Here is a 20,678-nt window from a genome sequence, read left to right as displayed (position 1 = left end):
GGTGAAGCCTGATGAGGTTTTGGCCGAGAGGTCGTTGCGTTACCTGCAGGGTTCACCTACAATTTCGCCTCCGCTGGTCCGTAAGGCCCAGCGGCCGCTGGATCGCTGGTGGAGGCTGGAAACGGGATAGGTTACCGCGGATGATGGAATGGGTCGGACAGAAAGTCCTCGATGCGTTCGACTACGCCCGAGCGTTGTGGAAACTGATCGTGCGGGCCGCCTGGGAATTGGCGCGGCCGGCGGAACGGGGACGGCAAGAGGCGCTTCGGGTCATCACACGGCAGGTTCTCTTCACCGGCGTGGATGCCTTGCCGGTGACGAGCACGATCGCGCTGATGCTCGGCATGATCGTCATCACCCAAGCCGGGACGCAACTGCCCAAGCTGGGGGCGGGTGGGTTGGTTGGGAGCATCATCGTTATCGTGATCATCCGCGAGCTCGGCCCACTGGTTACCGCGCTGATCATCGCCGGCCGGTCCGGCACCGCCATCGCGACAGAACTGGGGAATATGTCGGTCAATCGGGAAGTCACCGCCCTCACGCTGATGGGGATTCCGCTCCAGCGGTTTATCGTCATGCCTCGAATGGTCGGTGTGGTGGTGGCGATGTTCTGCCTCACGGTTTATTTCGACCTGGTGGCCGTGCTGGGCGGATTTCTGATCGCCAACGCGCAGTTGACCATTCCGTTCGAAGCCTTCATCGAAGGCATCACACGCGCGCTGTCTTTGGCCGATGTCGGCTTCACCGCGCTCAAACCGCTGGCGTTCGGCGCCGCCGTCGCGGCGATTTGTTGTCATCACGGGCTTTCCGTCAAGGCGTCCTTGACGGAGGTCCCGCAGCAGACCACCAAAGCCATGATCAATTCCGTTACGGTTTGCCTGGTGTTGGACCTGCTGATCACCGTGCCGGCGTATCTCTCATGACCGCAGCCGTTGAACTCGCCGAAGTCGTGGTCGAGTTGGAAGGCGAGGCGCGTTCCAGCCGGATCTCGCTGACGGTGGAGTCTGGGGAGTTTCTCGTCTTGCTGGGGCCGAACCGATCCGGCAAGAGCCTAATTCTGGAGCTGTGCGCGGGGCTTGTGACGCCGCAGGCGGGCGCGGTCCGGGTGTTCGGCTATGACTGGGTCGACTTGACCGATGCCGACGCGATGGAGCTCCGGCTCCACATCGGGACGGTGCTGCAGCAGCCCGGATTGCTGAGCAACATGACGCTCTTCAACAACGTGGCCCTGCCGCTGCGCTATCATCGGGCGGACCTGTCGGAGCAGGAAATTCGGCGGACCGTGATGGCGCATTTGGACTCGCTGGGGATTGCGCACCTGGGCGACCGATTTCCCGCTCAACTCAATCCGGGGGAAATTCGGTGCGCCGCGATTGCGCGGGCGATGATTCTGGATCAGGAGCTGCTGCTGTTGGATGATCCGGTAGCTGGTCTCGACGCCGACATGGTGCTTCGACTGGTCCAGCATCTGGCGGCGTGCCGGAACCGCCGCCCGCTCACGATCGTGGCCACACTGCGCGCGCCCTCGCCCTTCATGGACCTCGCCGATCGGATCGCCCTGGTGCGCGCGGGGCGGATCGATGCGATCGGGCCGCGTGCGGCGCTGGCCCAGTTGGCGGGAGTGGGTATGGAAGCGTATCGGAACTGAGCAGGCAAAACGTCGAACCGTGACCGTCGCTTTCTTTCGATGGGGTGACGCATGAAAATGCATTATTCACACAGCTTGTCGAGCCGCCGGATTGCGCAGATCGTCGGAATCTTCGTCGTCGTTCCGCTCGCCGTCTTGGCGGTGGTGGGCATCTTTATGGCCAAGGCCCAGCACCTGTTCGAGCGGAAATATCATGTGAAGACCAGCCTGAGTAAGTCGTACGGACTGGAGCCGGGCTCCCCCGTGTTGTTCTCCGGCATTCCCATCGGACGTGTGGAACTGGTGGATCTCAATGACCGGGGTACGGTGGATGTCCTGCTCCAGCTTCGCTCGCGGTATCAGGAATTGGTGCGGGAGGATTCGGAGGCGCGCATTGCCAAGAGCGGGGTCGTCGTCGGTCAGACGCTGGTGGATATCACCATGGGGAGTGCCACGAAGCCGGCTTTGAGGGACGGAGCCATGATCAGAGCGGTCGAACCGAAGGATATCGGCGAGTTAGTGGACGAGATCAAACCGGTGCTGGATTCGGTCAAACAGACGCTGTTGCGGGTGGAGGACATCACCAAGGATATGCAGGCCGCTGTTCAGGCTGGCGGGCGGGTGGTGGGACAAGTCGAAGAGGCGACCCGCGAACTGCCCACTCTGATCGCTTCCGTTCGGAGCACGATTTCGTCGGTGGAACACACGGCCGCGTCCTTGCCGAATCTTACGGGCTCGATCACCAAAAGCCTAGCGTTGGTCGACGGGATCGCACGCGATGTGAAAACGACGACTTCCCGGCTGCCGGCGGTGATCGATTCCGCCGAGCAGACGGTTCGGAACGTGAGAGAGCTGACGCAATCCGTCAAAGGCGTAACAAACGAACTGCAGCCGATTCTCGAGACAACCCAGGCAACGATGGAGGACATTTCCACGATCGTGCGCGGAGCCAAAAACACGTTTCCGATCAGCACCTTCGTGAAAAACGCCGGCTCGGCTTTCGCCGACCGGTCGACTCCGGGCTTGACGAGTCTCCGCGGAGATCATGTAAACCGGTGAAACCGGGCGCTTTCATATGGTTCTGCACGGTCGGTCTGGGAGTCTGGACGGCGTGCATGGGCTGCGCGGCCGCACCGCCCGATCAAGCGGCTGCGCTGGTTCCGGAGGCCCAGCACCTGCATCTCCGTGGGCAACTCATCTTGCAACGGGGCGACGCGACCCGCGCCAAGGCGATGTTTGAAAAGGCCAAGCAATTGGCCGAACGTCGCGACGACCGGCTCGGGTTGGTGTATGCGCTGAACGACTTGGGGGCGGTCGCCTTAGCGGAGGGCTCTCCCGTCCAGGCGTTGAAGCTTCACCGGGAAGCGCTCTCGATCGCCGAGGGATTGGGTCAGCCGCCGGCCGTATTACTCAGTCTCGGGCACTTGGGTATGGCCCTCCAGCAGGTAGGGCGATCCGAGGAAGCCATCGCGGTCTATGGTCGGGCAGTCGGGCTGGCCCGCGACTTAGTCGATCGGCGGATGGAAGCGGTCTTGCTCAACAATCTCGGGCTGGCGCAACAAGAGACGGGAGCGTTCGGCGACGCCGCGCGGTCGTTCCAGCAAGCGCTGGATCTCAACCGGCGGTTGGGGGAACGGCAGGCCGCAGCGGCCAACCTCGTCAACTTGGGTTTGGCGGCCGAACGAAACGGATTGCTCGTGGAGGCGCAGCAGCGGTTGGAAGAGGCCCTCGCGCTCGACAAGAGTGTGGGCGAGGCTCGGCACATTGCGGCGGACCTTGCGCACCTGTCGCGGGTGGCTTGGCAGCGAGGGCTCGGAGCTTTGGCCTTGGATTACGCTGAGCGGGCTTATCGAGGCTATCGGGCATTGGGCGATCTGACGCGCGCGCGCGGTGAGCTCCAGCGCGTGCTCAAGCTGGTCCGTGAACAGGGAGATCAGCAGGAGATCGAACGATTCGAGACCGAACTGCGATCGCTGGGCGCCAACCATGCGATTCCGTGAGCGGGGCAGTCCGGGCAGAATCGGATCTGACGAACGTCGCGCTCACCGTTACTTGATCGCGACCGCTTTGACCTGCTTGTACGTCGTGTGGCCCTGGAGGACTTTTTCGATACCGTCCTGGACCAGCGTCGTCATGCCTTCCTCCAAAGCGACCTTCAGCATTTCTTCCGTCTTGGCTTTCGCTTGGATCAGCCGCTTCATACGGTCGGTGCCCAGGAGAAGCTCGTGCAAGGCGATCCGGCCCTTGAACCCGGTATTATTGCAGGCTTCGCAGCCCTTGCCGCGATAGAGCTGGAACGAGCTGTTGTAAGCGAGGCCGAGTCTGTCCCATGCTTCCGGCCCATAGCCGCTCCGCAGTTCCTCGTATTCTTCCTGCGGCGGATGGTAGGGTTCCTTGCAGTTCTGGCAGATGCGCTTGGCCAGACGCTGGGCGAGCACGCCCAGCATCGCGTCGGCGAAGCTGAAGGAATCGCACCCCATGTCCAGAAGCCGGGTAACCGTTTCGACCGAGCTGTTGGTGTGCAGCGTGCTGAAGACCAAGTGGCCGGTCAGTGACGCCTCGATGCCGATATCGGCCGTCTCTTTGTCCCGCATCTCGCCGACCATGATCACGTCCGGGTCGGCGCGCAGAAACGCCCGCATGGCCGCCGCGAAGGTGAATCCGATCTTCGGGTGAACCTGCACCTGCCGCAGACCGTATTGGGTGATTTCGACCGGGTCCTCCGCGGTCCAGATCTTGCGTTCCGGTTTGTTGATATACCCCAACACCGAGTGCAAGGTGGTTGTTTTCCCGGAGCCCGTCGGTCCGACGCAGAGGATGATGCCATACGGTTTCTCGGCGATCTTTTTCAGTTCCCGCAGATTGCGTTCCGAAAAGCCCATCCTGTCCAAGGGCAACGGCTCACTTGCAGCCAGAATACGCATCACCACGTCTTCGTTGTATCCGGCCGTCGGGACGGTGGCCACGCGCAGCTCGATTTCCTTGTTTTCTCCCAGCTTGAATTTGATCTTGCCGTCCTGCGGCTTGCGGCGTTCGGCGATATCCAAGCTGGCCATGATTTTCAGACGCGAAACAATGGCTCGTCGGTAGCTCGGCGGAATCTTCATGTACTCGAAACAACTGCCGTCCAGCCGGAAGCGAACCAGCGTCTCCCGTTTTTCGCCGTAGGGCTCGATATGAATATCTGAGCAGCCCAGCTTGTAGGCATCGGCGATGATCTGGTTGGCCAATCGGACAATCGCGCTGTCGTTTTCGTCGAGACCGCTGGTGGAGGAGGCTTCTTCCTCCGCTTCCTGTTGGGCCTCGCTGACAAGCTCGCCGAGAATGTCGGACACGCTTTCGTTGAGCTTGCTGAGCGTGTCGCCCTGTCCGGTCGCGGCTGCAAGGAACTGGGCGATATCGCGACGGAGGCTCACCGCAAACCGGATGTTCAGGCCGGGGAAAGTCCGTTTGATGTCCTGGACCCGATCCAGATCGCCAGGATCGTCGGTCAGGATTTCGATGGCGGTCTTGTCCCGCTTGAGCGGCATCCAGTGGTTTTTTTTGAGGTAGTCGATGTTGAGGTTTTTGAGCAGTTCGGGATCCACCAGGGTCCGTTCGTTGTATTCGATATACGGGCATCGGTGGAACTGCGCCAGCGATTTGCCGATGTCGGCCTTGGGCACTTTATATTTTTCGATCAGGATGGTCTCGATGTCGGACTGACCCTTGCGGGCTTCGGCGATGGCGGCGTCCAGTTCCGCCTGGGTGATCCGGTTGTTGGCGACGAGGTAGTCGAATTTCGTCGGGGTTTTCTTCGCGAGCTTGCGCAGATTGTAGAAGGCGATGCCCAGCGCTTTGGCGATCTCCGCGACGCACTCCTCGTCCTTGCGCGTGAACCGCCCGCCGCTCTTCTTGTTCAGAAGCTGCAGCACGCCCATGAGGTACTTGTTGTCCGCGACGATCGGATAGGTCAGCACTTGTTTCGTGCGGAACCCGGTCTTCTTGTCGTAGGAACTGTCGTGGACGAGCGAAGGATGGATGCTGGTCAGCTCGGCCTGATTGTAGGCGTCGGCGATGTTGACGGGCCGCAGGTACTTGGCGCAGAAGCCGGCGAGGCTTTGTTCGGTGATGGGAATGCGAACCTCCTCGACCTTGTCGATGTGCGGAACCTTCGAAAAGATTTCTTTTTTCTCCGGATCGACAGCGTAGAGCGTCAGGTCTTCGGCGTCGAAGAGGCCCAGGATATCGTTGTGCAAATCCAACAAAATCGTATCGATGTCGCTGGCAGCGTGGATCTGGTTGGTGATGCGCTTGACGTGCTCGGCGTATTCGACCTTTTGCTGAAGCTCTTGAAGGTTCTGCGGTAAAGCTTTTGCTTGCATACTCGCGCCTTAGCGGGGCTGTGTGATGAATCCATTATCGCCGGTTGACCGGGCGAATGAGATGAGGGTGTTCATGCCGAATCTGTCGCCCATCTTTCACGGATACCGTCGTTGCAAGTGTAGCCCAATCCGGTCTGAACGCAAGCGGAAACGGTTCTTATGCGGGGCGAGGCCGAGAGGCTGGAACGGCCCGAAGCAAGCGGATTATCCGGGAATGTGGGAGAGGCCCTATGCGCCGTCGGAACCGCCGGTGAGAAGCGCCTGGATTCGGGAGACGACGCGGTCCGGAGCGATCTTAGTCACGGCCCCGGTCCGGCGCTCCTTCAGTTCCACCGTGCCGTGAGCCAATCCTTTGTCGCCCACAAGAAGCTGAAAGGGCGCGCCAATCAGATCCGCGTCGTTGAATTTGACGCCGGCCCGTTCATCCCGATCGTCCCAGAGCACTTCGACGCCTGCGGCCACTAGCGAATCGTACAGGGAATGGGCGAGATTGGAGACCTGGTCGGACGGACTCAAGGGCAGCAGGTGGACATGGAACGGAGCGATTGGAACCGGCCAGATGATACCTTTGGCGTCATGGTGCTGTTCGATGGCGGCGGCGGCCGTCCGGCCGACACCGATGCCGTAGCATCCCATGACCGCCAACGTTTCCCGTCCCTGAGGGTCGAGGAACGTGGCCTTCATCGCCTGGCTGTATTTGGTGCCGAGCATGAAGACGTGGCCCACTTCGATGCCTTTGGCGACTTTCAGGATTCCGTCGCCTCTCGGCGACGGGTCGCCGGCTCGAGCGTTCCGCAAGTCGGCGAACCGCTCCACGGTGAAATCTCGGCCCCAGTTCGCGTCGACGTAGTGGGTGTCGGCTTTATTGCCTCCGACCACGAAGTTGCGCATCGCCCGGACCGCATGATCGGCGACGATGCGGACCCGTGTAAGACCGATCGGACCCGCGAATCCGACCGGTGCCCCGGTCAGCGCGGCGACCGTCTCAGGATCGGCCAGTTCGCTCTCTTGCACGCCGAGCACTTTCTTCAATTTGATCTCGTTGACGTCATGGTCGCCGCGGACCAACACAGCCACCGGATCCTTGGAGGTCTTGTACAGCAGGGTCTTCACCAGGCGTTGCGGCGGAATCTTGAGAAAGGCGGTCACTTCCTCCACCGTACGGCAATTCGGCGTGGCGACTTCCTGGAGCGGGCGAGTCGCCTCGAGCGACCCTTCCGGTTCGGGCAGCACTTCGGCCCGCTCGACGTTGGCGGCATAGGTGCCTTGGTCGCTATAGACGATCGTCTCCTCGCCCGTCTCCGCCAGCACCATGAATTCGTGCGAAGAGGTCCCGCCGATCAGGCCCGTGTCGGCCTCGACCGCCCGGAAGGTCAGCCCGCACCGCGTGAAGATGCGCGTGTAGGCGTCGTACATCTTCTGGTAGCTCAGCTTGGCTCCTTCTTCATCACGATCGAAGCTGTACGCGTCCTTCATGATGAATTCCCGCCCGCGCATCAGACCGAAGCGAGGGCGGATCTCGTCGCGGAACTTGGTTTGGATCTGGTAGAAGTTGAGCGGAAGTTGTCGATACGACCGGACCTCACGCCGAAACAGATCCGTGATGACCTCTTCGTGCGTGGGGCCCAGACAGAAGTCCCGATCGTGCCGGTCCTTGAAGCGGAGCAGTTCTTTCCCGTAGTAGTCCCAGCGCCCGGTTTCACGCCACAGCTCGGCGGGTGAGGCGATGGGCATCAAGACTTCCTGCGCGCCGGCTCGGTTCATTTCTTCCCGGATGATGTGTTCGATTTTCCGGATGACGCGGAGACCAAGGGGGAGATAGGTGTAAATGCCCGCGGCGACCTTGCGGATCATTCCGGACCGCAGCATCAGCCGATGGCTGACGGTCTCGGCTTCGCCCGGGTCTTCGCGGAGAGTAGGGATGAACAGGTGCGAGGTGCGCATGGGTGTGATGAGCAGTCAGCCCTCGGCTTCTGAAGGGGCACGTCCGAAAGCGGACCTTGTGCTGACTGTGTCAATCGAACGTTGAAAAGAGTACCGCGCCACTTTGCCAAAAGTTGATCGCCGACTGCCGAAGGCGGCTAGCGGTAGAACAACCGCTCCAGGTCGTTCCAGAACGCGAAGATCATGATGCCGACGAGGAGCAACAAACCGACTTGCTGGGCGAGTTCTCGTTGCCGCTCGCCCAAGGGTTTGCGGAGGATCGCCTCGATAGCGAAAAAAAGCAGGTGCCCGCCGTCCAAAATGGGAATCGGAAGCAGATTCAGCACGCCCAGATTGATGCTCAGGATCGCGATCAAAAAGACCACGCTGGACGCGCCTTGCGACGCTGCCTCACCGGAGATGTTGGCGATGGTGAGCGGCCCTCCGATGTTTTTGCTGGAGATGTCCCCGACGATCATTTTGTAGATCCCGATGGTCGTGAGCTCGGTCCAGCCCCACGTGGCCTCCAGTCCATAATAGACGGCCGTCAGCGGGTTGGATGCGCGGATGATGGAACGGCCAGGTCCCGAAATGCCGATCTTCCCGATTTCCACCGTCTGACCGTTGACCACGGCCGTCTCGGCAGCCGGCGTCACCGTCAGCGAGACGCGGGCGCCGTCGCGCAAGACCTCGAAGCGCAGCGGGCGATTCGGGCTTTCCTTGACGAGACCGGTCATCTGCGACCATGTATGAATCTCTTGATCTTCGATCTTGACGATCCGATCCCCCTCCTTGAGGCCGGCTTGCGCAGCCGGCGATCCGTGCATCACGGCGGTGACGAGGGGCGCAGTTTCCTCGATGCCGATGCGATATGCCATCTCCTCCGAATCCGTCTCCTGTCCGGACACCGGCTCGGGTGTCACGAGCACCGTCTTGACCTGCCCGTTCCGCCTCACGTCGAGCATCAATTGTTTGCCGCGGCTCTTCGCGACAGCGTCGAACAGCTCGCTGCGCGTTGAAATGTCCCGCTCGTTGACACGAATGATCCGGTCGCCTACTTTGATTCCCGCGCGATCGGCGGGAGAACCGGGCAGCAGCGCCTCGACGTCCGGGCTCAGGTCGCGGAACGAGGGGACGAACAACGGAGAGCCCGTCGATAACCAACCGAAAAAGATTAGATAGGCCAAGATGAAATTAAACCCGGGGCCGGCCGCGACGATCAGCACTTTGCCGGACAAGGATTGATGAGCGAAGGACCGCTTCCGATCCTCCGGCGTGAGCGCTTCGGCCTCGTCCTCGCCGAACAGTTTCACGTAGCCGCCCAGGGGCACAGCCGACACCAAGTACTCTGTCTCTCCCACTTGGCGCCCGAAGAGTTTCGGCCCGAAGCCCAAGGAGAATTTCAGCACTCTTACGCCAACCCATCGGGCAGCCAGAAAATGCCCCAACTCGTGGAAGGACACCAACACCCCGAGCACCACCAAAAACCACCAGACCTTCTGACCCAAAAGCCAGATGGTGTCCGGAGACCATGTGAACGCCGTCAACACGTTGTTACTTCTTCCTCCCTTATTCCTTTATCGGCAACTCAGCACGTATCGCTCAGCATTCAGAGTTCACGATTTGGCTGAGGCGTCACCGCGCCAACGCATGGACGAGCGCCTCGGCTTTCTCTCGAGCCCAGCGATCGGCTTCAAGCGCGTCGTCGATCGACTCGATTTCCCGTGGCGTGTGGGCTTCCATGGTGCTGCGAATAACCTCGGCGATGTCCGTGAACCGGATGCCCTCCTGCAAGTACGCCTCCACGGCAACCTCGTTGGCCGCGTTGAGCGCCGCCGGCATGGTGCCGCCGATGCGCAAGGCCTCATAGCCCAGATTCAGGCAGGGGAATCGGTCGTGGTCCGGCGTGAAAAAGGTCAGCTTCCCGATCGCCGCCAGGTCCAGCGACGGCAGATCGAGCGGCATGCGTTCGGGATAACGCATGGCGTACGAAATAGGGGTGCGCATGTCCGGCAATCCGAGCTGGGCGATGATGGAACGGTCTTCATATTCTACCAGAGAATGAATGATGCTTTCCCGATGGATCAGCACGTCGATCCGAGAAGCCGCGATATCAAACAGCCAACGTGCTTCGACCACCTCGAGGCCCTTGTTCATCAGGGTGGCCGAATCGATCGTAATCTTGGCGCCCATCTTCCAGTTGGGATGTTGCAACGCCCGTTCGGGTTTCACACCCTGCAGTTGCTCGCGCGAGAAGTCCCACAACGGCCCTCCTGAGGCCGTCAGAATAAGACGCCGGACATCCTCCCGGCGATGGCCCTCGAGCGATTGGAAAATCGCGCTGTGTTCGCTGTCCACCGGGAAGATCCGCACGCCGTGCTTGCGTGCTTCTTCCTGCATGAGTTTGCCGGCCATGACCATCGGTTCCTTGTTAGCCAGGGCGACGTGTTTGCCGGAGCGGATGGCGGCCAGGGTCGGGACCAGGCCGGCTCCGCCGACGATCGCCGAAATGACCAATTCGGCGTCCGGCACCTGCGCGACCTCCGCGACGCCATCTGTGCCGGAGAGGATCTCTGTGGAGAGGTCTCGGCAGCGGTCGCGCAATTTCGCGGCCGCCGACGCGTTCGACAGGGCGACGACGGTCGGCTTGTAGCGGCGGATCTGTTCCTCGAGTTTTTCGTCATTCGCGCCGGCCGTCAGTCCGACGATTTGGAATTCTCCAGGGAATCGGTCAACGATGTCCAGCGTATTGGTCCCGATCGATCCCGTTGACCCGAGAATCACGATTTTCTTCATCGCGAGTGCCCTTCCGCGCTGAGACGTCAGCCTCACGTATTCACGTGGAGTTCTTCTCCGCGAGCTCCTTACTTAAATTAAGGCGGTCACCCGATGGCTAATCGCCAAGACCGACGTCTAGTATCCTTTCCCCAGCGTCACATAGTAGTAGAACGCCGGAGCCGTAAACAATAGGCTATCGAGCCGGTCCAGCATTCCACCGTGTCCTGGAAGCAATCCTCCCGAATCTTTCACCCCCGCGCTTCGCTTCAAGGCCGATTCCACCAGGTCTCCCGCCAACCCCACGCCGGCCATGAGCAGCCCGAGCGCGACGCAATCGACCGTTGTCAAAGAGGGAAGAAACCACGCGCGGGCTCCAAAAGCTGTCAAGACGGAACACGCCACCCCTCCAATCAGGCCTTCGACGGTCTTGTTCGGGCTGATCGTCGGCGTTAATTTTCTCCGACCGAACAGCGTGCCGACGTAATAGGCGCCCGTATCCCCGGCCCACGTGGTTAGGACGACGAAGAAAACGAGAAACTCGCCGCCGTCCAGCGCGCGGGTTCGGAGCAGATGGCCAATGGTGAACCCAACATAGAGCACGCCGAACGCCAAAACCGCGCTGTCCATCAACGCCCGACTTAAGTCCCGTTGGGAAAACAGAGGAAGCAGCAGTGACCCGACCACCGTGAGTAGGAGCACGGTCTGTTCCGATAGCAGGTCCGGCCACTGCATGCTTGTGAGCAGTAGCGCGGTGGCTCCCACTCCCGCCACGATCGGGACGGCTCCCTGCTCGGTGCGGAAGTGCAGCCGGTAAAATTCGCCCGTTGCCAACAGACTGGCGGTCAGGACGAGGGAGAAGAAGGCGGAAGGCGGGAGATACCGGACCAGAACGTAGAACAGCGGAGCGAAAATCAGCGCCGGATAGATCCGGCGGATATCCAACCGCTTGGACGCCGAGGGTAGAGTTTCGACAGGCTGCTGGCCTTCCCCTCCACACTCGACGGCTCCCTGTTTCACAATCCGATCTGGGGAGAAACGGCGCTGAACACGCGACCGAATCGGCGATCCCGGCGTTGATATTCCAACAACGCCAGGAGTGCTTCACGCCGCCGGAAGTCTGGCCACAGCGTCGGCGTAAAGTACAGTTCGGTATAAGCGAGTTGCCACAGAAGAAAATTGCTGATGCGCGTCTCGCCGCTTGTGCGGATCAACAAATCCGGGTCGGGTAGGTCGCTGGTGGAAAGGTAGTTTTGAAACAAGGTCTCGTCGATATCTTCCGGCCGCAGCGCGCCGCGCTGGCATTCGCGGGCGATTTGAGAAACCGCGTCGATGATCTCCGAGCGGCCGCCGTAACTGAGCGCCACCGTGAGGATCAGTTTGTCGAGATGCGCGGTTTCCTGCTCGGTCGTACGGACCCAATGAAGGGCGGACGGCGGCAGCGCGGTGACGCGTCCAATGGTGCGGAACCGGACACCCTGTTGGACGAGGCTGGATCGCTCCGTCGCGAGATAGTGTTCCAACAATCCCATCAACGCGTCGATCTCCTGCGCTGGGCGATTCCAGTTTTCCTGGGAAAAGGCGTAAATGGTCAGCGCGTGGATGCCCAGTTCCAGACACAAAGCGATAACTTCGCGAACCGACTTGATGCCTTCCCGGTGTCCCGCAATACGCGGCAGCCCGCGGAGTTCAGCCCAGCGGCCGTTCCCGTCCATGATGATGGCAACATGCTTGGGAAGGAGGTCCGCCTCCAACCGTGAGAGCAGTTCGCCTTCGGAAAGGCGGTCCGTATCGAGCGTGGTGCTTTTCGTCATTGGAGCGGGTAAATGGACAACAGTCCTTTCCATGGCAGAGGTCCGGCAGGTGGGGCACAGTCTACTGGCGGGGTTGGTAAAAGTCAAACGATATTCACGAATTCCCTATCCAGGACGCAGGTGTTGCCGTAGAGTGCCAGCGCGCGTTGAAATACCTCGGCGTTCGCTTATATACTCCGCCTCGTGATGAAGAGAGAGGAAGGAACCTTACTGGAATGTCTACGGAACACGCTGTCGAGCTTGCCCATTTCGGCCTAACCGACCGGGAAATTCAACAGGTCCTCGGACGGGTGAAGGTCCGGGATGTGGATTATGCTGACCTCTATTTCGAATCGAGGCAGGCCGAATCGGTTTCCATGGAGGAAGGCATTGTCAAGCGGGCGACGAAAAGCGTCTCGCGGGGAGTCGGTGTCAGGGCCACTTCGGGAGAAAAAACCGGGTTTGCCTACTCCGATGAATTGACTCGGCGAGACCTGGAAATCGCCGCCGACGCGGCCCGTTACATCGCCGCCTCGCCTCGAGGGGTAGATGCCCTGCCGGTGACCCACTGCGAACGCCCGCCGCACGACTTGTATCCGGTCGAACGCGCAGCCGTCGAAGTCGCGACGAAGGACCGGGTGGCGCTTCTCAATGAGATCGATGCAGAAGCCCGCCGGTACGATCCGCGGATCAAGAACGTGATCGCATCGTTCAATACGGAATACAAGGTCGTGATTGTGGCGACATCGGAGGGCCGTCTGGTCGGCGACATCCAGCCGTTGTCTCGGTTGCAGATCACCTGCATCGCGGAAGAGAACGGCAACCGCCAAGTCGGGACCTTCGGCGGCGGCGGACGGATCGGGTTCGAGTGGTATCGGGAGGGCGACCGGCATCTGCACTACGCCAGAGAAGCGGCTCGCCAGGCGATCCTGAACCTGGACGCAGTGGATGCGCCGGCTGGGGTGATGCCGGTGGTTTTGGCTGGCGGATGGCCTGGCATCCTGCTGCATGAGGCGGTGGGGCATGGCCTGGAAGCGGATTTCAATCGCAAGAAGACATCCGCCTTCTCGAACCTGATCGGCCAGCGGGTGGCTTCGGAGATGTGCACGGTGGTCGATGATGGCACCTTACCGTTTCGGCGCGGCTCACTAAACATGGACGACGAAGGGACGCCGACCAGCCGGACGGTCTTGATCGAAAAGGGGATTCTTCGCGGCTATCTCACCGATCGACTGAATGCGTGCTTGATGGGTATCCCGCTGACCGGGAACGGGCGGCGAGAAAACTATCAAAGCGTCGTTTTGCCGCGCATGACTAATACCTTCATGTTGGCGGGCGAGTCCGAGCCACAGGACATCATCCGGTCCGTCAAGCGCGGCCTCTACGCCGTCTCATTCGGCGGCGGTCAGGTAGACATCACGAACGGCAAGTTCGTGTTCTCCGCCAGCGAAGCGTATCTCATCGAGGACGGCAAGATCACCAAACCGGTCAAAGGCGCGACGCTGATCGGGAACGGACCGGAGATTCTGACCAAAGTCTCGATGGTGGGTCACGATCTCAAACTGGACGAGGGCATCGGCACTTGCGGAAAGGAAGGCCAGTCGGTGCCGGTGGGGGTCGGTCTGCCGACCATTCGGATCGACGAGATCACGGTGGGAGGGACGAAAGTCTGATGGTGAGCGCTGAGTGCAGTGAGGAGTGCTGAATTGTCAATTGCGGACAAGTACGCAGGAGAACTGGCGGACAAGAACCGCCGTTTTATCGATCTCGCCGGGGATATCCTTGATCGGGCCAAGCGCTGCGGAGCGACGGAAGCGGACGTTCTGGTCGCCGACGGGGAGACATTGTCGGTGCAAGTTCGGCTGGGAACGGTCGACCGTCTGACCAAGGCCAGAGAGAAGCGCCTGGGGCTTAGAGTCTTTTTCGGGAAGCGCTCGGCCAGCGCGGCGACGTCGGATTTCTCGCCGGAGTCGCTGGACCGGTTTGTCAAGGATACGTGCGAGCTGGCTCAGGCGGTCGCCGAAGACGAACTGTCCGGCCTTCCGGCGGCGGAACTCATGGCCAAAGAGGTCCCCGATCTGGACCTGTATGATGCCACCGCACTGCAAACTGATGCCCAGATCGAACTCGCACGTCGGGCGGAAGCCGCGGCGTTTGCAGCCGATTCCCGCGTGACGAATTCGGAAGGGGCGGAGTTCGATTCCTCATCCGGGCGCATCGTGCTGGCGAACAGTCACGGATTTGCAGGCGAATACCGGAGTTCCAGCTTCTCGCTATCGGTGTCGCCAATCGCGACAGAGCCGGGCTCCGGCGCCATGCAGCGCGATGCTTGGTATAGCGTGCAACGGAAGTTCGCCAAGCTGGACAGTCCGGAGACGATCGGGCAGGAGGCGGCCCGCCGCGCGGTGCGGCGATTGGGGGCGAAGAAGATGTCCACCCGGTGCGCGCCGGTCATTTTTGATCAAGAAACAGCGGCCAGCCTGTTGAGCACCCTCTGCAGCGCCGTCTCCGGCTATGCCTTGTATAAAGGAGCTTCTTTCTTGGTCGGGCAACTCGGCCGGAAACTCGCACCCGACTTCGTAACCATTTATGACGACGGCCGGATGGTAGGCGGGTTGGGGTCCCGTCCGTTCGACGGCGAAGGGCTGCCAACGAAAAAGACGACCGTGGTCGAACGAGGCGTTCTGACAAGCTACCTTCTGGATACCTATTCGGGCAGGAAGCTCGGATTAGCCTCCACGGGCAATGCCTCGCGCAGCGTCGGCGAAAGCCCGTCGGTGGGACCGACCAACTTTTATTTGGCACCCGGAACCAGGAGCCCGGAGGAAATCATCGCCTCGGTGCGCGAAGGGCTCTACGTGACGGAACTGATCGGGTTCGGCGTGAATATGGTGACCGGAGATTACTCGCGCGGGGCTTGCGGCTTTTGGATCGAAAACGGAGAACTGGCCTATCCGGTTGAGGAGATTACCATTGCCGGGAATCTCAAACAGATGTTCTCGACCATCGAAATGATCGGGAATGATCTGGTCTTTCGCGGCCGCGTTGCCAGCCCGACGATCAAAATTGCGGAGATGACGATTGCGGGGAATTAGTTGATAGCGAATAGCTGACAGCAAGTAGCGGATAGCCTCAAACTCACGGCTTCGTGCTGTTGGCTGCGAGCTGTTCGCTAGGCAGGAGGTGAGTTATGGCTGAAATTAAAGACACGATGGTGCACTATCCAAGCGACGGCGTGACGGTCCGGGCGTATCTGGTGACTCCGCAGACCAAGGAGAAACGGCCGGCAATCATCGTGGTCCAGGAATGGTGGGGACTGAACGACCATATCAAGGATATTACTCGCCGGTTCGCGGCGGAAGGCTATGTAGCGATCGCGCCAGATCTCTATTCGCGGTTCCAGAACGAGGTCGTGTCGAACAGCAATCCCAAACGGGCCGGAGAGCTAATGGGGCAATTGAAGCAGGAAGACGGGCTCAAGGACCTGAACGCGACCGTGAACTATCTGAAAACGGCGCCTGGCGTGGATGCCGCGCGGATCGGCGTCACCGGCTTTTGCATGGGCGGCTCCTACGCGCTCATGCTTCCCTGCGTCAATAACGAGATTAAGGCGGCGGTGCCCTTCTACGGACAGGTGCCGAATCCGGACACGCCGCTTCAGAAGTTGGCCTGCCCGGTCCTCTATATCTATGGAGAAGAAGACGGGTGGATCACGAAGGCGGACGTGCAGCGGTTGGCGGCGGCGCTGAAAAAATATAACAAGCCGGGCGAGATCAAGACCTATCCTGGCGCGCCGCACGCATTTTTCAACGATACGCGCAAGGATGTGTACAAGCCGGCCGAAGCCAAGGATGCCTGGGCGCGCACGCTGGCGTTTTTCAAACAACATTTAAAGAGCGCGTAGCTCGTGGCCGATGGCGAATCGCTGAGGGCTGCTCGCTGCTTGCTCGGCGCTGTTTGCGGAGGAGAGCAATGGCCCTGAATGCGGAAGACGGAAAAAAAATGCTGCAAATGATCACGTCGCGTTACGACGACCGCCGTTGGCGCAAGAAAATTGAAAAGACCTTGAGCCTGCCGCAGTCGGGCGTGAGCGACGAGGTGCAACGGCAGATTTTCATGTATCTGAAGCTCGGCCTCAAAGCCTATAAGTCCCGGCGCGCTGATCCGGACACGTGGATTGTTGGCGGCTATGCAACCAAAGAAGTCATTGATCGGGCGAAGTTCCAGCCGCAGCAGGTAGGACCGTCGGTCACAAAGGAAGATGTGGCTTACCTCGGCATCGACCCAGGACCGGAAGTGGACGAAGCCTGGTGGGAGGAGATGCTCGTCAACTGGTTCGAGGAGCCGGAAAAGGGGAAGGAAGAAGCCGCTTCCGTTGAGGAAGGCCAACCCACCGCAGCAGAGGCCGACCAGCCTGCCGCCCACGCGTCAAAGGATTCCGCCAAAGCCTGAGAGGAAAAAGCAAGGAGGCTTTCTTATGATCCGAACAGGTCCATCTGCTGAACCTGCGGTTGCGGCGGCTCGATATGGAGCATGGTGCCGCCGGAGGCGGTGGAGGTCGCGTCAACGGAAGGCGGCCGGCTGTGACGATCGAGAAAGGCCTTCAGTTTCTTAAAGTCCTCGCGTAGCGGCGCCAATAGCCCGCCTTGGTGCAGAGCGGCAGCCGGGTGGAGGAGGGGGAAGATTACAAAATCCTTCTGGTAGAAGGCTTGTCCGCGCACTTTGGTAATCCCCACCTTGCGTTCCAGCAGCGTTTGCGTCGCCCAATTCCCCAATGTGCAGACCAGTTTCGGCTTGATCAGACTGATCTGCTGCATTAGGAACGGCTTGCAGGTCTCGACCTCGTCGGGTTCGGGATCACGATTGTTGGGCGGCCGGCAGTTATGGCTTACGATCCCAGCAGCGACATAGGATTCATCATCCTCGACGCCGATGTTGTAAAGCGGAAATGACCGACGGGTCCGGCGGTGATCAACTGTGGTAACGGTCGCCTCGACGAACACGTACTCACCGTGATGGTTCTTCAATAGCCGTTGCAGCAGTCCCCGCACGAGGTTCGGACTGTGCACGACTTCCTGCCACCATAGGTTGAGGACCAAGTAGCCGCGTTGTTCTGCCGCCTCGTGTTTGACGAGGGCGCGAGCCTGCGAATCTCGGTTCGAGAACGCCGGACCGCGAACCTCAATCAGGATCTTTTCGCTGGGTAGGCAGAAATCGTAGGTAAAGGCGGAACCTGCAAAGGCGAAGTGGTGGATGAACGGCACGTTTAGCTCTTCCAGGATGGCCTTCAATTCCTGCTCGCCATAACCGACAGGGCGCTTGCCGTTTCCTTCCGTTATGCTTTGCGCGATGGCGATCCGGCCACGATAACGTTCCTCCGCTGTCATATGCTGAATCTTGGCCTGCCCGGTGGCAACCAGCGCGCGCGTGCGAGAACTGGCACGAGCCGTGATGGCCGAAGGATCACACGGGCCTTCGGCGTATTGCCGGAGCATTGTTTGGCGAAGTTTCTCTTTCGCTTCCGGGCCATGGAACACTCGCCTGTTGTGACAGGTGGTACTGCAGGTGCGATATGTCCTCTGCTCGTATCGGTCATACCGGACGAAGAAAGTCTTGCCGCAAACTTCGCAACGATCCCCGAGCGTGGCCACACGATCGCCCGGCTGAATATCACGCGCGATTTTCCACTTCCCGTCGATGAGGAAGGGGTGTTCGGGAGTCACGGTGATCCGAACCGGCCTCCCTCTGCCCTCGCTCTGTGGGCGGATTGTGAGTTGAACTACTGCGCTCCCTTGTGGAAGAACTTCATGGGGACGGACATAGGTCACTTTGCGAAAACGTCCTGCGTGAGTCAGCACCAAGTCACCGACCCGGATGTCCTTGATCGGCTTATATCCGTTCGCAGTGTAGATGAGCACTCGTGGGCTGATGAAGCACTTGATGACGTTGGCGATATAAATGTCTGAACGCGACAGGCCGGCCGAGGCCAGCAACTCGTTCAACAGTTTCCCCGCCGCCCCCACGAACGGCTCACCCTGCCGGTCTTCATAAAACCCCGGTGCTTCTCCCACAAACATGATGCTGGCGTTCGGGTTGCCCGTCCCGAATACCACTTGTGTGCGGCCCATTTTCGAAAGCTTGCACCGCTGGCAGTTGTGCAGGGATTGAGCAAGGTCTTGGAGCGTCATCGGCGCGTCGTGAGGAAGGAATACCAGTGTAAATTGGCCGGCATCTTAGGCGGTCAGACCGGGCTTGTCAATCCGGTCAGAGTTCTCACGGAGGCCATCCTGCGGGGACGTGTGACACGACTGTGCGTAAGAAGAAGCTTGACAGTTGGCACGGCGTTTTCCTAGAGTCGCGGGTCTCACTACTAAGGAATCCTAAATATTGTCAGAAGAGCCAGACACATGGCCGACAAGTTGGAAAATACGACGGAACCGCTGAGCAACCGGGTGGTGGCCGGTCTGCAAAAAATCGGTCTAGCCATGAAAAGTCAGGCTTGGAAAGAGGCCAATCGCCGCCGGGTCACACCTCTGCAAGGGCAAACTTTGGCGTTGCTGCGCATGCGGGTCGGCCGCGGCGCAACGATGTCGGCTCTGGCACAAGAGCTGGCGGTCACGCTGCCCACCGCCTCCGATGTCATTCGGACGCTGGAGGTCAAGGGGTGGGTGCGGAAGAAGCGGTCGAAAGTGGATCGGCGTGTCATAACCATTACCCTAACCGCCGAGGGCATGCGCAAAGCCGACGGGGGAGCCGGCTGGCCGGATTTTCTCGCTGCTGTTGCGGACCAACTGCCGGTTGCAGAACAAGAGTCGCTGCTGCGCATCCTGATCAAGATGATTCGGACTCTTCAGGAGCGGAGCGAGATCCCGGTTGCGCGCATGTGCGTGACCTGTTGCTACTTCCGGCCTCGCGTATATGACGATCCAGAACGGCCGCATCACTGCGACTTCGTGAACGCGCCGTTCGGCGATCGGCTACTGCGGATCGACTGCGCCGAGCATGAGCCGGCGGCGAAAGCCCAGGCGGAGCGAAATTGGAAAACCTTCAATCAGGGGTCCAGACTATGAGCGAACAGTGGCCGGACTGGGCAGAACGACTGAACGTCCCCGCGCGAGGGGAACGGCAATCGATGCAGCGATTGGTACGCTATGAAGTTCGCAATCCTGGAGGGGCGCTTGATGCAGACCCTCGTCGGGAAGGGACGGGATTGACCATCAACGTCGGGGACGGCGGCCTCTGCCTGCTGCTGGATTGGGCGCCGACCGTAGGGGACATCCTACTACTCGAGATCGTGTCGCCGGCGGTGGCCATTTTTCCGCCCAGGTCGGCCGAAGTGCGGTGGGTCACCCCGTTACCTCTGGCCCATGACGATATCTATCTGGTGGGAATGAAGTTTGTGAGCTGAAGGCGGCGGCTGAAGCATGAACGAATATCACGCCAACTGTGCAAGCGTTCCTGTCCCGCACGGTGAGAGCTCGCCCACGCGGCTGGCCGCATATCTCTTCCTGACCCGCCGAGAACGGGAAATTCTCCAGTTGGTGGAAAAAGGCTTGAGTAACAAGGACATTGCGATCAGACTCGAGATCGAACTGCAAACGGTGAAGAATCATGTGCAGCACGTCTTCGCCAAACTGGGTTTCAAGAGGAGAAAGGAAGCCGTCCGGGATCCATCAGAACGCAGGGGCCTTGTACATTTTTGAGTATTCTCTGATCGCGAATCCCACCTGAACCTTCTGTCTGTAGGGATTTTCCTACAAGAACTGGTACTTTTTCCTCGTTGACAATTTTTAGGTGACAGCCTACATGAGCGATGGCCCATGCCGCCAAGCAGGAGGTTGGGCAGCGTCACGGAGGAATATCGGAGGAAGCCATGGCCGAACGAAACGAGAAAGGTGTCGCCTTGACCGTGAAGCTGACACCGGTCGAGCACGCGGACCAGCCGGTGTCGGCGAACTACACGACGGTCGGCGTGACGCAGGGCATTGCCTATCTCGACTTTGGGTTCATTGAGCCGGCGAGGCTCGCCATGCTCGCCCGCACCGCGCGCGACGGCAAAGCCATTCCGGAGAGTCTCGACGGCAAGCTCGTGGTGCGGGTGGCAATGGGACTGGATGTCTTGCAGCGACTGCATCAGCAACTGCAGCAGGTCCTGGTCGGGGTGCGGGGGAAAAGAGAAGTGAAGCCTTAACGGAT

General features: G+C 60.2%; 19 protein-coding genes and 1 pseudogene. 12 read left to right on the top strand and 8 right to left on the bottom strand.

All coding sequences use genetic code 11. The features are described from left to right. The first annotated feature begins 140 nt into the window (after positions 1 to 140). The 4 genes from ACWHTU_RS13350 to ACWHTU_RS13335 are packed head-to-tail and all read left to right on the top strand — an operon-like array spanning position 141 to position 3,627. Complete coding sequence (locus ACWHTU_RS13350; RefSeq protein ID WP_447859870.1) at positions 141 to 923, top strand: ABC transporter permease; 783 nt, start codon at positions 141 to 143, stop codon at positions 921 to 923. Continuing rightward, complete coding sequence (locus ACWHTU_RS13345; RefSeq protein WP_447859868.1) at positions 920 to 1,648, top strand: ATP-binding cassette domain-containing protein; 729 nt, start codon at positions 920 to 922, stop codon at positions 1,646 to 1,648. The genes ACWHTU_RS13350 and ACWHTU_RS13345 overlap by 4 nt, the downstream gene beginning before the upstream one ends. A gap of 51 nt (positions 1,649 to 1,699) precedes the next feature. Further along, positions 1,700 to 2,686 (top strand): MlaD family protein, encoded by a 987-nt coding sequence (locus ACWHTU_RS13340; protein WP_447859867.1) that lies wholly within the window; start codon positions 1,700 to 1,702, stop codon positions 2,684 to 2,686. Further along, entirely contained in the window at positions 2,683 to 3,627 is a 945-nt protein-coding gene (locus ACWHTU_RS13335) for a tetratricopeptide repeat protein (RefSeq protein WP_447859866.1), read from the top strand. The genes ACWHTU_RS13340 and ACWHTU_RS13335 overlap by 4 nt, the downstream gene beginning before the upstream one ends. A gap of 48 nt (positions 3,628 to 3,675) precedes the next feature. On the opposite strand, the gene ACWHTU_RS13330 is transcribed toward ACWHTU_RS13335, so the two are convergent. The 6 genes from ACWHTU_RS13330 to ACWHTU_RS13305 all read right to left on the bottom strand — a co-directional run bounded on the left by ACWHTU_RS13330 (position 3,676) and on the right by ACWHTU_RS13305 (position 12,503). Continuing rightward, positions 3,676 to 5,991: a GspE/PulE family protein gene (locus ACWHTU_RS13330; RefSeq protein ID WP_447859865.1), complete on the bottom strand. Its 2,316-nt coding sequence runs from the start codon at positions 5,989 to 5,991 to the stop codon at positions 3,676 to 3,678. A 228-nt stretch (positions 5,992 to 6,219) separates the two neighbouring features. Next, positions 6,220 to 7,935 carry a proline--tRNA ligase gene (locus ACWHTU_RS13325; RefSeq protein ID WP_447859864.1) on the bottom strand — a complete coding sequence of 572 codons (1,716 nt, stop codon included), beginning with the start codon at positions 7,933 to 7,935 and terminating at the stop codon, positions 6,220 to 6,222. 137 nt (positions 7,936 to 8,072) lie between these two features. Next, positions 8,073 to 9,464 (bottom strand): RIP metalloprotease RseP, encoded by a 1,392-nt coding sequence (rseP, locus tag ACWHTU_RS13320; protein ID WP_447859863.1) that lies wholly within the window; start codon positions 9,462 to 9,464, stop codon positions 8,073 to 8,075. A gap of 85 nt (positions 9,465 to 9,549) precedes the next feature. Continuing rightward, on the bottom strand, positions 9,550 to 10,710 hold the full coding sequence (locus ACWHTU_RS13315; RefSeq protein ID WP_447859862.1) for a 1-deoxy-D-xylulose-5-phosphate reductoisomerase: 1,161 nt from the start codon (positions 10,708 to 10,710) through the stop codon (positions 9,550 to 9,552). A 117-nt stretch (positions 10,711 to 10,827) separates the two neighbouring features. Continuing rightward, on the bottom strand, positions 10,828 to 11,709 hold the full coding sequence (locus tag ACWHTU_RS13310; RefSeq protein WP_447859861.1) for a phosphatidate cytidylyltransferase: 882 nt from the start codon (positions 11,707 to 11,709) through the stop codon (positions 10,828 to 10,830). Continuing rightward, complete coding sequence (locus tag ACWHTU_RS13305) at positions 11,706 to 12,503, bottom strand: isoprenyl transferase (protein ID WP_447859860.1); 798 nt, start codon at positions 12,501 to 12,503, stop codon at positions 11,706 to 11,708. Before ACWHTU_RS13305 ends, ACWHTU_RS13310 begins: the two co-directional genes overlap by 4 nt. Positions 12,504 to 12,718: 215 nt before the next feature. Here ACWHTU_RS13305 and tldD point away from each other — a divergent pair, with 215 nt between their 5' ends. The 4 genes from tldD (at position 12,719) to ACWHTU_RS13285 (ending at position 16,934) form a co-directional block, all read left to right on the top strand. Then, positions 12,719 to 14,155: a metalloprotease TldD gene (tldD, locus tag ACWHTU_RS13300; RefSeq protein WP_447859859.1), complete on the top strand. Its 1,437-nt coding sequence runs from the start codon at positions 12,719 to 12,721 to the stop codon at positions 14,153 to 14,155. A 33-nt stretch (positions 14,156 to 14,188) separates the two neighbouring features. Next, a complete protein-coding gene (locus ACWHTU_RS13295) occupies positions 14,189 to 15,577 on the top strand; it encodes a TldD/PmbA family protein (RefSeq protein WP_447859857.1) in 1,389 nt (462 codons plus the stop codon). Positions 15,578 to 15,672: 95 nt separating this feature from the next. Further along, entirely contained in the window at positions 15,673 to 16,386 is a 714-nt protein-coding gene (locus tag ACWHTU_RS13290) for a dienelactone hydrolase family protein (RefSeq protein ID WP_447859855.1), read from the top strand. Positions 16,387 to 16,454: 68 nt separating this feature from the next. Continuing rightward, positions 16,455 to 16,934: a hypothetical protein gene (locus tag ACWHTU_RS13285; RefSeq protein WP_447859854.1), complete on the top strand. Its 480-nt coding sequence runs from the start codon at positions 16,455 to 16,457 to the stop codon at positions 16,932 to 16,934. Positions 16,935 to 16,957: 23 nt separating this feature from the next. Here the strand turns inward: ACWHTU_RS13285 and ACWHTU_RS13280 are convergent, their stop codons facing one another. Together ACWHTU_RS13280 and ACWHTU_RS13275 are read right to left on the bottom strand one after the other, a co-directional pair. Continuing rightward, on the bottom strand, positions 16,958 to 18,400 hold the full coding sequence (locus ACWHTU_RS13280; RefSeq protein WP_447863363.1) for a uracil-DNA glycosylase family protein: 1,443 nt from the start codon (positions 18,398 to 18,400) through the stop codon (positions 16,958 to 16,960). A 15-nt stretch (positions 18,401 to 18,415) separates the two neighbouring features. Then, positions 18,416 to 18,670 (bottom strand): annotated as a pseudogene (locus ACWHTU_RS13275) (uracil-DNA glycosylase); the annotation flags it as partial. Positions 18,671 to 18,889: 219 nt separating this feature from the next. Here ACWHTU_RS13275 and ACWHTU_RS13270 point away from each other — a divergent pair. From ACWHTU_RS13270 to ACWHTU_RS13255, 4 genes are all read left to right on the top strand, one after another. Beyond that, positions 18,890 to 19,552 carry a MarR family winged helix-turn-helix transcriptional regulator gene (locus tag ACWHTU_RS13270; RefSeq protein WP_447859852.1) on the top strand — a complete coding sequence of 221 codons (663 nt, stop codon included), beginning with the start codon at positions 18,890 to 18,892 and terminating at the stop codon, positions 19,550 to 19,552. Further along, on the top strand, positions 19,549 to 19,890 hold the full coding sequence (locus ACWHTU_RS13265; RefSeq protein ID WP_447859851.1) for a hypothetical protein: 342 nt from the start codon (positions 19,549 to 19,551) through the stop codon (positions 19,888 to 19,890). The genes ACWHTU_RS13270 and ACWHTU_RS13265 overlap by 4 nt, the downstream gene beginning before the upstream one ends. A gap of 16 nt (positions 19,891 to 19,906) precedes the next feature. Beyond that, complete coding sequence (locus ACWHTU_RS13260; RefSeq protein ID WP_447859849.1) at positions 19,907 to 20,185, top strand: response regulator transcription factor; 279 nt, start codon at positions 19,907 to 19,909, stop codon at positions 20,183 to 20,185. Between the two features lie 170 nt (positions 20,186 to 20,355). Beyond that, entirely contained in the window at positions 20,356 to 20,673 is a 318-nt protein-coding gene (locus tag ACWHTU_RS13255; RefSeq protein ID WP_447859848.1) for a hypothetical protein, read from the top strand. Positions 20,674 to 20,678: the final 5 nt, after the last annotated feature.

Source organism: Nitrospira calida (genome assembly GCF_976986435.1).
Note: the sequence above shows the minus strand (reverse complement) of the source record. Positions and strands in the feature narration are given on the sequence as shown.

What these genes read in the sequence shown, in the direction of transcription:
- ACWHTU_RS13270 (WP_447859852.1), top strand. Translation starts at nt 18,890, where the DNA reads ATGGCCGACAAGTTGGAAAATACGACGGAACCGCTGAGCAACCGGGTG.
- ACWHTU_RS13315 (WP_447859862.1), bottom strand. Translation starts at nt 10,710, where the DNA reads ATGAAGAAAATCGTGATTCTCGGGTCAACGGGATCGATCGGGACCAAT.
- ACWHTU_RS13265 (WP_447859851.1), top strand. Translation starts at nt 19,549, where the DNA reads ATGAGCGAACAGTGGCCGGACTGGGCAGAACGACTGAACGTCCCCGCG.
- ACWHTU_RS13340 (WP_447859867.1), top strand. Translation starts at nt 1,700, where the DNA reads ATGAAAATGCATTATTCACACAGCTTGTCGAGCCGCCGGATTGCGCAG.
- ACWHTU_RS13260 (WP_447859849.1), top strand. Translation starts at nt 19,907, where the DNA reads ATGAACGAATATCACGCCAACTGTGCAAGCGTTCCTGTCCCGCACGGT.
- ACWHTU_RS13350 (WP_447859870.1), top strand. Translation starts at nt 141, where the DNA reads ATGATGGAATGGGTCGGACAGAAAGTCCTCGATGCGTTCGACTACGCC.
- ACWHTU_RS13285 (WP_447859854.1), top strand. Translation starts at nt 16,455, where the DNA reads ATGGCCCTGAATGCGGAAGACGGAAAAAAAATGCTGCAAATGATCACG.
- ACWHTU_RS13325 (WP_447859864.1), bottom strand. Translation starts at nt 7,935, where the DNA reads ATGCGCACCTCGCACCTGTTCATCCCTACTCTCCGCGAAGACCCGGGC.
- ACWHTU_RS13330 (WP_447859865.1), bottom strand. Translation starts at nt 5,991, where the DNA reads ATGCAAGCAAAAGCTTTACCGCAGAACCTTCAAGAGCTTCAGCAAAAG.
- ACWHTU_RS13305 (WP_447859860.1), bottom strand. Translation starts at nt 12,503, where the DNA reads ATGACGAAAAGCACCACGCTCGATACGGACCGCCTTTCCGAAGGCGAA.
- ACWHTU_RS13345 (WP_447859868.1), top strand. Translation starts at nt 920, where the DNA reads ATGACCGCAGCCGTTGAACTCGCCGAAGTCGTGGTCGAGTTGGAAGGC.
- ACWHTU_RS13255 (WP_447859848.1), top strand. Translation starts at nt 20,356, where the DNA reads ATGGCCGAACGAAACGAGAAAGGTGTCGCCTTGACCGTGAAGCTGACA.
- ACWHTU_RS13290 (WP_447859855.1), top strand. Translation starts at nt 15,673, where the DNA reads ATGGCTGAAATTAAAGACACGATGGTGCACTATCCAAGCGACGGCGTG.
- tldD (WP_447859859.1), top strand. Translation starts at nt 12,719, where the DNA reads ATGTCTACGGAACACGCTGTCGAGCTTGCCCATTTCGGCCTAACCGAC.